This window comes from Segetibacter aerophilus (assembly GCF_007991655.1).
Taxonomy (GTDB): domain Bacteria; phylum Bacteroidota; class Bacteroidia; order Chitinophagales; family Chitinophagaceae; genus Segetibacter; species Segetibacter aerophilus.
In genome coordinates, this window is record NZ_BJYT01000010.1 from 1 (window position 1) to 14,164 (window position 14,164).

13 protein-coding genes are annotated in these 14,164 nt (G+C 40.6%); 9 read left to right on the top strand and 4 right to left on the bottom strand.

Annotated elements, in window-relative coordinates:
* The first annotated feature begins 140 nt into the window (after window positions 1-140).
* A complete protein-coding gene (gene lnt, locus SAE01_RS13780) occupies window positions 141-1,718 on the top strand; it encodes an apolipoprotein N-acyltransferase (protein WP_170234164.1) in 1,578 nt (525 codons plus the stop codon).
* 230 nt (window positions 1,719-1,948) lie between these two features.
* On the opposite strand, the gene SAE01_RS13785 is transcribed toward lnt, so the two are convergent.
* From SAE01_RS13785 to rbsK, 3 genes are all read right to left on the bottom strand, one after another.
* The gene (locus tag SAE01_RS13785) at window positions 1,949-2,953 is read right to left on the bottom strand and encodes a GRP family sugar transporter (protein ID WP_147204364.1); all 1,005 of its coding nucleotides are present in this window, start codon (window positions 2,951-2,953) and stop codon (window positions 1,949-1,951) included.
* Between the two features lie 72 nt (window positions 2,954-3,025).
* Window positions 3,026-4,579 (bottom strand): ADP-ribosylglycohydrolase family protein, encoded by a 1,554-nt coding sequence (locus SAE01_RS13790; protein ID WP_147204365.1) that lies wholly within the window; start codon window positions 4,577-4,579, stop codon window positions 3,026-3,028.
* An 87-nt stretch (window positions 4,580-4,666) separates the two neighbouring features.
* Complete coding sequence (rbsK, locus tag SAE01_RS13795; protein ID WP_147204366.1) at window positions 4,667-5,611, bottom strand: ribokinase; 945 nt, start codon at window positions 5,609-5,611, stop codon at window positions 4,667-4,669.
* Between the two features lie 250 nt (window positions 5,612-5,861).
* On the opposite strand from rbsK, the gene SAE01_RS13800 reads away from it, so the two are divergent.
* The 5 genes from SAE01_RS13800 (at window position 5,862) to SAE01_RS13820 (ending at window position 9,587) form a co-directional block, all read left to right on the top strand.
* Entirely contained in the window at window positions 5,862-6,335 is a 474-nt protein-coding gene (locus SAE01_RS13800; RefSeq protein ID WP_218029159.1) for an SRPBCC family protein, read from the top strand.
* Between the two features lie 13 nt (window positions 6,336-6,348).
* On the top strand, window positions 6,349-7,203 hold the full coding sequence (locus SAE01_RS13805; RefSeq protein ID WP_147204367.1) for a TlpA family protein disulfide reductase: 855 nt from the start codon (window positions 6,349-6,351) through the stop codon (window positions 7,201-7,203).
* Window positions 7,204-7,303: 100 nt separating this feature from the next.
* The gene (locus tag SAE01_RS13810; protein WP_246113240.1) at window positions 7,304-8,137 is read left to right on the top strand and encodes an alpha/beta hydrolase; all 834 of its coding nucleotides are present in this window, start codon (window positions 7,304-7,306) and stop codon (window positions 8,135-8,137) included.
* Window positions 8,138-8,180: 43 nt separating this feature from the next.
* Window positions 8,181-8,915, top strand: a complete 735-nt coding sequence (locus SAE01_RS13815) for a carbon-nitrogen hydrolase family protein (protein WP_147204369.1) — start codon at window positions 8,181-8,183, stop codon at window positions 8,913-8,915.
* Window positions 8,916-9,113: 198 nt separating this feature from the next.
* A complete protein-coding gene (locus tag SAE01_RS13820) occupies window positions 9,114-9,587 on the top strand; it encodes a Dps family protein (RefSeq protein WP_147204370.1) in 474 nt (157 codons plus the stop codon).
* Window positions 9,588-9,703: 116 nt separating this feature from the next.
* Here SAE01_RS13820 and SAE01_RS13825 read toward each other — a convergent pair whose 3' ends face one another.
* Window positions 9,704-10,639: a hydroxypyruvate isomerase family protein gene (locus SAE01_RS13825; protein ID WP_147204371.1), complete on the bottom strand. Its 936-nt coding sequence runs from the start codon at window positions 10,637-10,639 to the stop codon at window positions 9,704-9,706.
* A gap of 55 nt (window positions 10,640-10,694) precedes the next feature.
* Between SAE01_RS13825 and SAE01_RS13830 the strand changes: the two genes are divergently transcribed.
* The 3 genes from SAE01_RS13830 to SAE01_RS13840 are packed head-to-tail and all read left to right on the top strand — an operon-like array spanning window position 10,695 to window position 14,069.
* Window positions 10,695-11,714 carry an FAD:protein FMN transferase gene (locus SAE01_RS13830; RefSeq protein WP_147204372.1) on the top strand — a complete coding sequence of 340 codons (1,020 nt, stop codon included), beginning with the start codon at window positions 10,695-10,697 and terminating at the stop codon, window positions 11,712-11,714.
* A 33-nt stretch (window positions 11,715-11,747) separates the two neighbouring features.
* Window positions 11,748-12,710 (top strand): formylglycine-generating enzyme family protein, encoded by a 963-nt coding sequence (locus SAE01_RS13835; protein ID WP_147204373.1) that lies wholly within the window; start codon window positions 11,748-11,750, stop codon window positions 12,708-12,710.
* A gap of 24 nt (window positions 12,711-12,734) precedes the next feature.
* On the top strand, window positions 12,735-14,069 hold the full coding sequence (locus SAE01_RS13840; protein ID WP_147204374.1) for a Gfo/Idh/MocA family protein: 1,335 nt from the start codon (window positions 12,735-12,737) through the stop codon (window positions 14,067-14,069).
* Window positions 14,070-14,164: the final 95 nt, after the last annotated feature.

Genomic DNA, 14,164 nt, shown 5'->3' on the forward strand with positions numbered 1-14,164 from the left:
TCGTTGCCTCGTTGCCTTCCACCTTAAACCCTAAACCCTACACCTTAAACCTTAAACCCTAAAACTCCACCCCTTCCACCTTATACCTTTCTTAACCCTTTTTTCGCGAACTTGCCCCAGTAAACATTACGCAACTTTTCTTGAAAAAAATTTCCCCGCTTATCTTGAGCCTGCTTACAGGCTTGTTGTTGGTAGCCGCCTGGCCCGACGCCGGTTTCACACCGTTGATCTTCATTGCATGGCTTCCGTTATTGTTATTAGCCGACCAGGAAGAAAATAAAATTCGATTTTTTCTTTTTGCCTTGCTTAGTATGTTTATTTGGAACGCCGGCACTACCTGGTGGATTTGGAATTCGACTGCACCCGGCGCTATTGGCGCTATTGTCGCCAACAGTTTTTTAATGGCTATTCCGCTTTGGGGTTTTCATACTTTCAAAACCAAATATGGAGATCGGGTTGGTCTTATAAGCCTGATGGCCTTCTGGCTCACTTTCGAATATGTGCACCTAAACTGGCAGCTAAGCTGGCCGTGGCTAACATTGGGAAACGTGTTTGCAAAGCGCATAGAATGGGTTCAATGGTACGAATTGACGGGGGTAAGTGGTGGAAGTTTATGGGTTTTATCAGCCAACGTAATGTTGTTCCTGCTTATAAAAGCCGCGAAAAAATCAAGAGTTGCTACAGCCGTAGGAACGTTCGCTATTTTACTGCTTCCAATTGTTTTGTCGTTTTTTGTTCGTCCCAATAAGGTAGACGAAAAGGCTACAACGAATGTGGTTATTGTACAACCAAACGTAGATCCATACAATGAAAAACATGTGGCAGCATCAACTGAAGGGCAGGTGCAACGACTAATTGACCTATCCGAAAAAAATATAGATGCAAATACGAAGCTGGTTCTGTGGCCTGAAACAGCGTTGCCCGTGGCGGTGTGGCAGGACCAGGTGCAACAAAGTCCTCAGTACGCACCTGTTTTTGAATTTGCAAATCGGCACCCCGACCTTACCCTCCAAACAGGCATTGAAACTATTAAAAATTATGGAACCGAAAAAGCAACCAACACTGCCAGGAAGAATGATTCGGACGGGACGTATTACGATGTCTTCAATGCAGCTGTGGTAATAAAAGCAGGCGAACCTTTACAGTACTACAATAAAAGTAAACTAGTACCTGGCGTGGAAACATTGCCTGACTTCCTGTTATGGCTGGGACCGATCTTCGAACAATTTGGTGGCACTGCCGGGGGCTATGGTCATGATAAAGAAGCTATAGCTTTTAAGGTAACGGGCAATCCCTACATCACTGCACCTATCATTTGCTATGAAAGTATTTATGGTGAATACACAACTAATTACATTAAAAAAGGTGCAAATCTGCTGACCATCATGACCAACGACGGATGGTGGGCAAACACGCCGGGTCATAAGCAACACCTAGACTATGCAAGACTTAGAGCCGTTGAGACAAGAAAATGGGTAGCACGAAGTGCGAATACCGGCATTTCAGCTGTCATTAACAGCAATGGAGATATTCTTGAGAAACGACCATGGGACGAAGTAGGGACGATTAAATACGCGATACCCGCAATAGACGGAGAAACGTTTTTTGTTCGTAATGGAGCATTGATTTTTGGGCTCGCGTTGTTTGTTATGACAGCACTGCTTGCTTATCATTTTATAATGATTTTGAAGAAGAGGTTTATTGGAAACAAGGCCTAGCTTCTTCGCTTATTTGTTTTTGTATCGGATGCTCAGGCCGCTGGGCTTCGTTCTTGCAACAGGACTCCACCGGCTTCTTTTGAAAACTGCTGCACATGTTTTCAAATTCCTTCTCCTAGTTTGAAAGTTTAAGAGCTGAAAAAAAATTTACAGTACAAGTGAGTGACACAACGATGTTGATAGATGTTATTGTGTTTATTACAAAAAAGGCTTAAAAAGATCCATACCTACTAAGCGGTTCCTGCGTAAATAATGAGGCCTAAGCCTACCACAAAAAACAGAAACATGGAGGCGATAAGACGGTCGGTTCCCTTTGGGGAATTTTTAAATTCCTTCCAGATAAAGACACCCCAAAGCGCTGCTATCATTGTTGCACCCTGCCCGAGACCGTAGGAAATAGCAGGTCCTGCTTTGCCTGCGGCAATAAGGTTTAATGAGTTGCCTAAGCCCCAAATTAAACCACCAAGAATACCTACCATATGTACCGATAACTTACCCTTAAAATAATCGGCATAACTAACAGGGGTTCCTTCGAAAGGCTTTTTCATAAGGATGGTATTGAAAATAAAATTGCTGAGAAGGATGCCAATTGAAAAAACAAATACGGCGGTATAAGGAGTCATCTTGCCAGCTGCGGGTTGTTGAAAGTTTTCAAGATCCATAGCTGCTGCAATAAATCGGTAGAAAAAAGACATGAGCAAGCCGGCAGCGAGCGACAACAACAAACCCTTTGATGAAACCTTTTGCGCTGCCTGGTTTGTTTTTTTATAAGCTACGGCATTTACAATAATTGCTGCCATCACAAACAACACCCCTAAAAACAAGATGTACGGGTTTCCCTTTTCGGCGCCGAGATAATTTACGATCACTCCCAATATTAAAGCAAGGCCGATACCCACGGGAAAAGCAACGGCCATACCTGCGATCGCAATTGCAGCGGAAAACAAAATATTAGCTGCATTAAACACAACGCCGCCAATAATTGCACTAATAATATTTGAAGAATCTGACTGAGCTAAATCAGCAGCAAAACTGCGTCCTTCACTACCATTGCTGCCGAGTGTAAGGGCTGATAAAATTGAAAACAATACGATGCCGATTACGTAGTCCCAGTAAAATAATTCGAACCGCCAACTCTTGCCCGCAAGCTTTTGAGTGTTGGCCCACGAGCCCCAGCAAAGCATGGTAATAAAACAAAAAACAATCGCAGTAAAATAACTATCAACGATAAACATAAGCCTGGTAAGATTTTAGGTTAGTTGAAAAAATCGGTTGTAGCGTGCAGCTTGTAGCTTCTCCCACTCAGCTTACTGAGATACTCCCTGAAACGCCCTTGACGCCTTTTCCAACTCTTTCACCCCGTTTACAGGTTGATCAGAATAAACAATTACGTCTCCTGCATTAACTCTTTGACCAGTGGCAGGATTTAAAATTTTTAGTCGTACGCTGTGCTTACCCTTCGGCAATTGATAGTTCCAGGCGAGCTCGTGACGTCGCGTAGTGAAACTTACAGGTAATTGTATAGTTTCAACCTTTTTATCATCAATATATAATTCTGCATTAAAAACATAAGCAGGGTTTTCACCTTGTGCATTTCCCCGTAAGACAAAACCAGTTCCTTCAAAATCAAAAGCCAACTCGTCTTTATTAGCTGACCACTTTGCTGCAATTTTATTTGTTGGATAGACACCTGCAAAACTCTTTTCAAATTTTACAGGTACCGGTTGTTGTTGCTTTATGGTTATTTGATTTCCGCTTACTTTTCCACCATTCCTTTCAATGTTTGCAAGGGCATGTTTCAGTCCTATATCGTAGACAGAGTTTAAAGACATGGTGGTGTATTTAAAATCGATTCCCTCAGCTTCCTTCAAACCTTGTTTCCAATAAGCGGGAATTTTATCGTAACCTAAAACAGTCCCTAAAATACCACCGGCGCTTGAGGGGTTGCAATCGGCGTCTTGCCCGCAACGGGTAGTAATATCGAGGGTTTTTGTGTAATCGCCTGCGCCATACAGAAGTCCAATAGCCACATAAGCTGCATTAACCTTAGCATCTATGTTGAAAGGCATAAAGACACCGTCGGGGCAGCCCACCTCATCGGCCCATTTTTTCTGCACTTCGAGCCAGGTTTGCTTCCAGTCACTCGGGTACTTCTGGTGCCATAGAATTACATCATTGATGCATTGGTAAAACTCGCTCTGCTTTGCGATCGTCTTCAAACCTTCCTTTACAATAAACGGGATATCATTTGATGTGAAAGCCAAAGCATACATAGCTCCAATATAAACTCCGCCATACCAACCGTCTCCATAATTCATGATGTGACCAATTTTATCACTAATCGTTGAAGCCGTGTTGGGCATTCCGGGGCTCATCAGCCCCGCAAAATCAGCTTCGATCTGGTAATCGATGCAATCAGCGTGCGGGTTGTTTTTCCAATCTCCTGAAAGAGGTGCTTTAATGCCATTCAAAATATTATAACGGCCAGCCTGGTTGGCGTGCCATAACATGTAACCGGCATTAGCATAAGCATTGGCAAAAGAATCAAGCGGGGCATCCAAGCCGTATTTCTCAAATACGTCTACAAACGTCAAGTCCATGTAGAGGTCATCGTATAATCCGGGGCCTTCCAACATCGTTTTCTTCAGGTAGCCATTATACCATAATAAAGGTTGATAGTCCCCGATAAAAGTTCCGTTGAAACGAAACTCGTATGGTCCGCCAAAAGTTACTCCAATGGTTTGTCCTGCCCATCCTCCTTTAATTTTATCCTGCAATTGCTGCTTTGTAAGCGTGATGTTTTGAGCAAACGCTGAAGCCGTCAGGCAAAGCACAAGAAAGCCAGTAAATAATTTTTTCATATAAATGTTATGATTGTCAAAAGAGTAGTTTTTATGTTCAAAGTATTATTCTTAGATGGGCCGGCCGTTGCCATCAGCATTAAACCTTTACATTTTTGCGGACACACTACTCCCGGTATTTCCCACAAAAGCCAATACATCTTGCCTCGACGGTGCTGATGCCTGTGCTCCAAATTTTGTTACAGATAGTGCGGCAGCATAACAAGCAAAGAAGGTTGCATCTCGCAAAGACTTACGCTCTGATAACGCTACTGCCAGCGCACCATTAAAAACATCTCCTGCTGCTGTTGTATCTACCGCCTCTACTTCAGGGGCACTTACCAATTCGCTTATATCTCCTGCAGAGATATAAGCGCCTTTCGATCCTAACGTAATAATTACTGTTTCGACCCCTTTCGCTCTTATGATCCGTGCTGCTTCTGTTGCAGAATCAAGGTCGGTAATGGCAACGCCTGAAAGCATTTCCGCTTCCTTTTCATTGGGTGTTATAATTGAAATTTTCGGGAACAAAGAAGTCGGCAGTTCGCAAGCGGGAGCCGGGTTAAGAATAACGCGAACGTCATTAGATTTTGCAAGTGAAGCAACCCATTCCACAGTTTCAATAGGGATCTCTAACTGCATCATCACAACCGTGGCGTTGGCAATAGCATCAGAAGCATTCTCTACATCACCCGGACTTAAAGTTGCATTTGCGCCTGAAGCAACAACGATTGTATTTTCTCCCATTTTATCCAATGTAATTAAAGCAACACCGGAAGGATTAATGTCGTCAACAACCATTAAGTCTGTATTAATTCCTTCGTCCTTAAACAACTGAACTGATTGCTTTCCAAAAATGTCATCACCTGTTTTAGCCACGAGGGTTACGTTTCCGCCAAGTCGCTGTGCCGCCACTGCCTGGTTAGCACCTTTGCCTCCGGGGTTCATAAAAAAATCACCCCCTAAAATCGTTTCTCCCGCGGCCGGAAGGTGATTGGCTTTAATAACCATGTCGATATTGGTGCTGCCGACAACAACAAGCGATGGCTTCATCTTAAATCGTTAGTAATTGAAATGATTTCTAATAATAATAAAATATCGGCATACGGCAATCATTAAGTAAAAGACAGGGACGAGCAGAATAAAAAGTAATAAGATTTTTTGAACCAGCTTCTGTCTTTCATAGAATCATTGTTGCGTCGCACACTTGTACTTTTACCCTTTATTGTGTAGTAAATTGCATAGTAGGAAACAGCTTCTTTTCTTGGAGGAACTTTTATAATTAAACTAAACAAGCTAGAAAATGGCCACCAACAATTCCCCCATTGTAGAAACACAAATGCTTATAAGAAAACCAGCGAAAACTGTTTTCCAGGCTTTTATTGATCCTGCAATAACAACTAACTTTTGGTTCACCAAAGCAAGCGGAAAACTAGAACGGGGGAAGACTGTCACATGGGAATGGGAAATGTATGGAGCATCAGCCAAAGTGCTTGTAAAGGAGATTATAGAAAACGAACAAATAGTAATCGAATGGGGCGAACCTGCGTCAACCGTTGAATTCACATTTAATCCGCTCACTCCAGACACAACTTATGTCGTTATAAAAAGTTTTGGCTTTAGCCAAACAGGCAATGAATTGATCGAAACTATCAAAGACAATACGGGAGGTTTTACAACTGTGCTCGATGGACTGAAGGCATACTTAGAACATAATATCAACCTAAACTTAATAGCGGACAAATTTCCAAAAGCAGTTAGTCAACACGGACAATAAAAATTACATACTGGTGAGTAAACTTAAGAAAGCCTCGGGCAGACAGCATATGAATTTGCGTTCTGTTATATTATTAGTGGCCCTCCAAAGTCTTTTCTCTTGCAATAGTGTTCATAAGGACGACAACTCAAATAATCCGAAGACCGAAACAATCCGACGCTTTGCAGTAAAGCCGGAAGATCTCTTAAAAAATTTCACGACTTGGTACAGATATGACTACAACAACGTAAAACTATCCCAAGACTTCATCGCACTAGATGTTGACTCAAACGTCATAAAAAAGGAAGACTTTTTACATCGCCTTTCAACAGGCAAATACTTTGCGATTAAAACCATGAGTAAGGATGAACAGCCTTATTACAACTTATACACGTTCCCTAATCGTAATGTAGAAATTGAAGAGACAATCAAGCAAAAGGCAGCCACAGCAATTGCGCATTATGAAATGGAAGGAAAAGAACTAAGCCCTTATCATTTCACAGATGTGAAAGGAACGACATACAGCAATAACAGTACAAAAGGAAAGGTCGTAGTTCTTAAATGCTGGTTTATACACTGTGTTGCTTGCGTAAAAGAATTTCCTGTATTGAACGATTTGGTAGACAAGTATAAAGACAGTCACGATATAGAATTTATTAGTTTAGCATCGGATACCAAACTGCAGTTAAACTCTTTTCTAAGAACAAGAGAGTTTAAGTATGCAGTGGTACCCGGCCAACGAGAAGAATACATGCGGGAGCAATTAAACGTTACAGAATACCCCACACATTTCTTAATAGATCGAACCGGAAAAATTGTAAAGGTTGTAAATTCAATAGAGGATTTAATTCCATTCATAGAAAAGGAAGTGAAGAAAAACGCTCTTTGATAAACTGATTTTTTTTACTAAAGCAGACACAACAAACACGAAAAAAAGTTTTTTTAGAATGAGACTTACAATCCTTTTTTTATTCTGTTTATTTTTTAGCATGGCAGCATTTGCTCAATCAAAAAAAACAACACAAACAGACAACAGCAAACCTTTTGTGCTCGGAGTAATTGAAGAAATAGCTTCGACTGAATTGGCAGAAAAAAGAGTCCTCAACATTTATTTGCCAGAGGGCTACAATAAGAACGACACTGCTAAATATCCGGTCGTTTATCTACTCGATGGTTCAGCAGATGAAGATTTTATACACGTTGTCGGGCTTTTCCAGTTCAACAATTTTCCATGGATTGACAGGGTTCCTAAATCAATCATAGTTGGTATTGCAAATGTTGACAGAAGAAGAGATTTCACATATCCAACGACGATAGAAGCAGACAAAAAAAGGTATGCAACAACGGGCCACTCACACAAGTTCATTGCTTTTATTGAAAAAGAGTTACAACCTTTTATAGAGAAGAAATACAAAACCAACAATTCGAGAATGCTTATCGGGCAGTCCTTAGCGGGCCTTTTTGCGGCAGAAGTTTTAATAAAAAAACCGGCTCTTTTCAATAAATTCATAATTATTAGTCCAAGTATTTGGTGGGATAATGGCTCGTTATTGAAACAAGCTTCAGCCATTTCAACAAACACTGATTTCTCCAAGACTGATGTTTATATTGGCTATGGAAAAGAGGGACTTGCCCCTGGTGAAATACCCCGTGTGATGGAAGTAGATGCAAATTTGTTAGGAGAAAAATTGCAAAAGCTTAAGAACAAGAATTTACACGTATACCTTGACTACCTGCCGGAAGAAGACCATGCAACAATCACTCACCAAGCCATATTTAATGCGCTGCGTATTCTATATCCAAAAGCAGTTGCGGCACATTGACGGAGTTATTGCAGGAGTTGATTTCAAATCTTAAAAATTAATTATGAAAGTCAGCGTTGCCCAAACAAGACCTTTTAAGGGAGACATCGACAAGAATATCGACTGCCATAAAAGGCTTATTAACCTCGCTATTCATTATCAGGCGGCAATAATTATTTTTCCTGAACTTTCTTTAACAGGCTACGAACCAGTATTAGCTAAGGACCTGGCTACAACAGAAGACGATGACAGGTTTAATGTCTTTCAAACGCTCAGCGATAAAAATAGAATTACGATCTGTGTAGGCATGCCCATCAAGAGCGAAGCTAGTGTGATGATTAGCATGCTGATCTTTAGCCCGCGGGAACCGAGACAGGTTTACTCGAAGCAATATTTGCACAACGACGAACTTCCCCATTTTGTACCCGGGCATAGCCAGGTTATTTTGAATATCGACGACCTTCGGATTGTCCCCTCCATTTGCTATGAGTCACTGGTACCTCAACACGCTGAAAGGGCTTTTGAGTTTGGAGCAGAAATCTACGTAGCGAGTGTTGCAAAATCAGCAGCCGGAGTTGAAAAAGCTGCGAGTTACTTCCCCGAAATTGTCGAAAAGTATTTCAGGTTTGTGCTAATGGCAAATTGTGTGGGCATGTGCGACAATTTTGAAACTGTTGGAAAAACATCCGTCTGGAATAATAATGGAAGATTGGTAGCACAACTTAATTCTACTAACGAAGGCCTCCTGGTATTAGATACCGATACATTAGAAATAGTTGAGGAGATCATTGTAAGTTGAAACCTTTTTGATGCTCTTTTTCAAACTAAGCTAATTATCTATTCTCATCATCCACAGAAACACCAATGCGAACATTATACTTTGAAAGAACTGTAGGGTATAACGAACAATTGTCTTATGGAGCGGTTTTTATTTTATTTTAATATGAGATTAACCACCCGTATTAAATCAAAACAAATCACTACAAAATAAGATAATATGGTACAGACAAATCAAATAGGACTCGATCCTGCAAAATCAAAGGAGCTTGCTAATAAATTGAACGTGCTGCTTGCAGACTACCAACTTTTCTATATCAATGCCAGGGGCTTTCACTGGAATATTGCGGGTGAAAAATTCTTTGAACTTCATGCTAAGTTTGAAGAAATCTACACAGATGCACTACTAAAAATCGATGAGATAGCTGAGCGTATCCTAACCTTAGGTCATACGCCTATTCATACTTTTACTGAGTACGTCAGCACCTCCTCTATTAAAGAAGTCATGAATGTTTCTGATGGAAAAACGGCTTTGCAACACGTGCTCAATGGTCTGCAAACTCTACTGGTTAATGAAAGAGAACTGTTGCAGATTTCTGAAGCTGCTAACGACGAAGGAACGACTGCTATAGTAAGCGACTACATTCGCCAGCAGGAGAAATTGGTTTGGATGTTCTCTGCTTTCCTTAAGTAGTAATAATGGGTTGGTCCAGGATTTTTTTTCGAACAAATAAAAAGGGATGTTGAAGCTTTAAGCCTTTCAACATCCCTTTTTTCATTTTTGAATAATTGTATGAAAAACGATTAAACCTAACTCAAAAAGTTATCGCTCTCCCTGTAGGCTGCTATCAATTTGGCTTCACCTTCTTTTCCCGGCATTGAGTTTCCATGCTCCATACCCAACACACCTTTATATCCTTTTTCATGAATGTGTTTGAAGATATTTTTATAGTTCATCTCACCAGTCGTTGGTTCCTTGCGGCCCGGATTATCGCCAATTTGCAGGTAGGCAATCTCGCTCCACGCCTTGTCCATGTTGGTGATGATATTGCCTTCATTCTTTTGCATATGATACATGTCAAAGAGTATTTTGCACGAAGGGCTTCCGACACCTTTGCATATCATATAAGTCTGGTCAGAAAATCTTAAGAAGAGGTTTGGCGTATCGCTTAAAGGTTCAAGCACCATAATTATATTTTCTTTTTCAAGAATATCAGCCCCTCTCTTTAAAGCTTCAATTACGTTTCCTGTTTGGATGCCCATAGTAAGGTTTCTTTCAAAATCACCAGGTACTACTGTGGCCAACTTACCATTGCATCTCTTTGAAACTTCTACTGCATCACGACAACCTTTCAAAAATATTTCAACATATTCGGGCTTTCCCGCCGCAAGCGTATTTGCACCATTACCACCCTTATTTAAAACAAATACACCCATTTGCATTCCTAACTTAGCCAGCGTATCTCCAATCTTTTTCTGCATGTCGGGGGTACGGCCAGGCATTCCATTGTCTTCAATTGAACGAAACCCCATGTCGTAACCATATTTTATCTGGTCAATAAAATCTGGTCCTGCTGCATTTTTAAACATGCCATCATGAAATCCATAATTTAAATTGAATGGTTTTTCTGCAAATATTCCACCACTGTAATTATTTGTTTTTTTACCTGCAAACACATTTGCTCCTGCAAATACTGAAGCACCCGCAGTTAAAAGTGATTGGCTAAGAAATCGTCGACGTTGCATATGAGTTTTCGTTTAAGGAAATAAATTTAGTTTTAAACTCTAAAGAAAAACAAAATTGAAGCAGTTTTTATTTTTATTAATAGCATTCATTCAATTCAATTTTGTAAAAGTTCCGGCGCAGGAAAAAAGGTACTCTTTCACAAGGGAAAAAATGGCTTCTCCATTCACCATTATTTTTTATACCAACGACTCTACCCATGCTAACCTTGTAGCAAATGAATGCTTTAACCTGGCTGATTCTTTTATAAATATTTTTAGCGACTACATTGAAAAAAGTGAGTTGAACCAATTAAGTGCAAGCGGAGGATTAGGAAAATCTATACCTGTGTCACCAGCTTTATATGACATCATGTTAGAGTCTGAAAAAGCATATATCCTAACGAGAGGATCATTCGATATCACTCTTGGGCCGGTAATAAGACTTTGGCGGAAGGCAAGAAAAGAAAAGCAATTTCCTGAAGCATCAGCAATAGCCGCAAAAATGAAAAGTGTAGGTTTCGACAAAGTAAAAATAGATGCGCGAACGGGGTCAATTAAACTTACTTCAACAAACATGCAGCTTGATCTTGGTGGCATTGCACAGGGATACATTGCGCAAAAGGTGCTTGAAAGACTTTTCAGCAGAAATATCAGGAAGGCCTTAATAAATGTTAGCGGAGATATTGCAATCGGCGATGCCCCGCCAGCTAAAAAAGGCTGGACAATTGGTGTTAATCTGCCTGAGAGTGAGCAGTTGCAAGAAAACAAATTGGTACTCAGCAACCGGGCTGTTTCTACATCCGGCGACATGTATCAGTTTATAGAACACGAAGGAAAAAAATTTTCACATATTGTTGATCCAAGAACAGGTTATGGCATCACCAGTCAAAAAAATGTAACCGTTATTGCTAAAGACGCGACTACTGCTGACTGGTTAGCAACCGCTTGTAGCATAATGCCCCTTAAAAAAGCAAAACGCTTAGCCAAAAAGTTACAAGCTGAAGTATTAATTGCAGAGTTAAAAAATGGTACCATTGTTCAATCGAGCACAAAAAAGTTTAGTCATTTTTATAGTTCACATAAGGGAAATGATTAATTTTCATTCTCATTTGGTTTAAACTTTATTTGTGTGAATAAGATTGTTTTATTTGGTTTACTTAATTGTTTTTATTTTTCTGCCTCTGCCCAAAATACAAACGCTGATTTTAAACCTTACGATCAACCCCTTCCGGGCTCAACTCTGATTACTAAGATGGTAACTATTCCTGCCGGAAGTTTTGTGATGGGAAGTAATAACAATGAAAGTGGCAGGAATGCAGATGAAGGACCTCAAAAAAAAGTAAATATTTCTGCATTCTGGATGGGTGCCTACGAGGTAACCCGGGACGAATTTGATGTGTTTTATAAAGATGACAATCTTAGCCAGAACGACGATGTAGATGCGGTAACAAGGCCAAGCCAACAATATATTGATTTAAGCTGGGGTATGGGTAAAGAAGGCGGTTTTCCTTTTAACAGCATGTTACAAAGAGCCGCAATTATGTACTGCCGTTGGTTGTACACCAAAACCGGAGTTTTTTACAGGCTGCCTACTGAGGCAGAATGGGAATACGCCTGTAAAGCTGGTACCAATACTGCTTACTTTTTTGGAAATGATGCCAGCCAGCTGCCTGATTATGGATGGTTTGAATCCAACGGCGAGGGTAAGTACCATAAAGTAGGACAAAAGAAGCCGAATCCGTGGGGATTGTACGATATGGTAGGTAACGTATCTGAATGGACACTGGATCACTACGACGAAAAGTCTTTAGAAAAAATAGCCGATAACGCAACTGATCCTACCCCAAAATTCAATGAGGAAACGTATCCTAAAGTTTTAAAAGGCGGAGGCTACGACAGCAATGCGAAATTATTAAGAAGTGCTGCCCGCATTAAATCTGATCCTGAATGGAACAAAAGAGATCCACAAATTCCTAAAAGCAAATGGTGGCTCACCGATGCTCCTTCAGTTGGTTTTCGAATTGTACGACCTCTAAAACAACCAACTGCAAAAGAAGCAGAGGAATTTTTTAAACTGTATCTTGGTATCTAATTTTTCAAAAATAAATCACTTCAAATGACTAACGATTACCTAAAAAAGTTTGCCAGCAGTCGCAGGGAATTTGTACGGCAAACCTCTTTACTCGCCGGCGGCCTAATTGCTGCTCCTATGTTATCGAAGGCAAACTATTTTTCAGGTGCTGATGATGCCATTAAAATTGTCCTGATTGGTTGCGGTGGCCGAGGTAGGGGGGCAACAATGGAGGCTTTGTCAACGAATCAGAATTTAAAACTGGTTGCAATGGCAGACGCGTTCCAGGATAATGTCGAAACTAGTTATGCAACGCTAACCAAAGCAGCAAATGCTAAGCCCGGTTTAAAAAGCAAAATCGACGTTCCTGCAGAAAGAAGATTTTTTGGCTTTGACGCATATATGAAAGCAATACCGCTGGCGGATGTTGTAATTCTTGCAACCCCTCCAGGGTTTCGTCCCATTCATTTTGCAGAAGCCATAAAACAGAATAAGCATGTATTTATGGAAAAGCCCGTCGCTACAGACCCTGCCGGAATTCAAAAGGTACTGGAGACAGCGGCGATTGCAAAACAAAAAAAATTGAATGTAGTGGTGGGTTTACAACGCCGTTACCAAAATTCTTATAGAGAATTATTTAGCCGCAAAGATCAGATAGGAGATATCACATCTGCTCAGGCATGGTGGAACAATGATGGAGTTTGGGTACGTCCACGTAAACCGGGCCAGACTGAAATGGAATATCAAATGCGCAACTGGTACTATTTCAATTGGCTTTGCGGCGATCATATTAATGAGCAACACATTCACAATATTGATGTCATCAATTGGTTCAAAGGTGGTTACCCGGTAAGTGCACAAGGCATGGGTGGAAGACAGGTTAGAAAAGGAAAAGAGCATGGAGAAATCTTCGATCATCACTATGTAGAATTTACCTATGCCGATGGTTCAATTTTAAATAGTCAATGCCGCCATATACCAGGTACAATGAGCAAGGTGGATGAATTGTTAATCGGTACAAAAGGTAAAATTCAATGTGGTGCTGCTAATATAGTAGACCACAAAGGAAAAGTGCTCTATCAATTTGACAAGAAGACTGAGAACCAGCCTTACCAGACCGAGCACGACGAACTTTTTGCGGCCATAGCAAAAGGCGAATACAAATTTGCCGATGCAGAAAGGGGCGCTAAAAGTACTATGACTTCTATATTAGGCCGTATGGCTACTTATAGCGGACAAGTTGTTCAGTGGGATAAAGCAATCAATTCTGGTCTTGATATCCATCCTAAAGTTTACTCTTTCGATGCAACTCCACCGGTAGTTCCAAATGAAGACGGTTATTATACAGTTGCCGTTCCCGGTAAAACAACTTACGCTTAAGAGCTAATTACATAGAAGTATATAGAATCAAAAAGGTGAAACGAAATGTTTCACCTTTTTGATTCTAGCTCTATTGTCCCTTTAAGATGAACTGT

What these genes read in the sequence shown, in the direction of transcription:
- SAE01_RS13785 (WP_147204364.1), bottom strand. Translation starts at nt 2,953, where the DNA reads ATGTTTATCGTTGATAGTTATTTTACTGCGATTGTTTTTTGTTTTATT.
- SAE01_RS13790 (WP_147204365.1), bottom strand. Translation starts at nt 4,579, where the DNA reads ATGAAAAAATTATTTACTGGCTTTCTTGTGCTTTGCCTGACGGCTTCA.
- rbsK (WP_147204366.1), bottom strand. Translation starts at nt 5,611, where the DNA reads ATGAAGCCATCGCTTGTTGTTGTCGGCAGCACCAATATCGACATGGTT.
- SAE01_RS13800 (WP_218029159.1), top strand. Translation starts at nt 5,862, where the DNA reads ATGGCCACCAACAATTCCCCCATTGTAGAAACACAAATGCTTATAAGA.
- SAE01_RS13810 (WP_246113240.1), top strand. Translation starts at nt 7,304, where the DNA reads ATGGCAGCATTTGCTCAATCAAAAAAAACAACACAAACAGACAACAGC.
- SAE01_RS13815 (WP_147204369.1), top strand. Translation starts at nt 8,181, where the DNA reads ATGAAAGTCAGCGTTGCCCAAACAAGACCTTTTAAGGGAGACATCGAC.
- SAE01_RS13820 (WP_147204370.1), top strand. Translation starts at nt 9,114, where the DNA reads ATGGTACAGACAAATCAAATAGGACTCGATCCTGCAAAATCAAAGGAG.
- SAE01_RS13825 (WP_147204371.1), bottom strand. Translation starts at nt 10,639, where the DNA reads ATGCAACGTCGACGATTTCTTAGCCAATCACTTTTAACTGCGGGTGCT.
- SAE01_RS13840 (WP_147204374.1), top strand. Translation starts at nt 12,735, where the DNA reads ATGACTAACGATTACCTAAAAAAGTTTGCCAGCAGTCGCAGGGAATTT.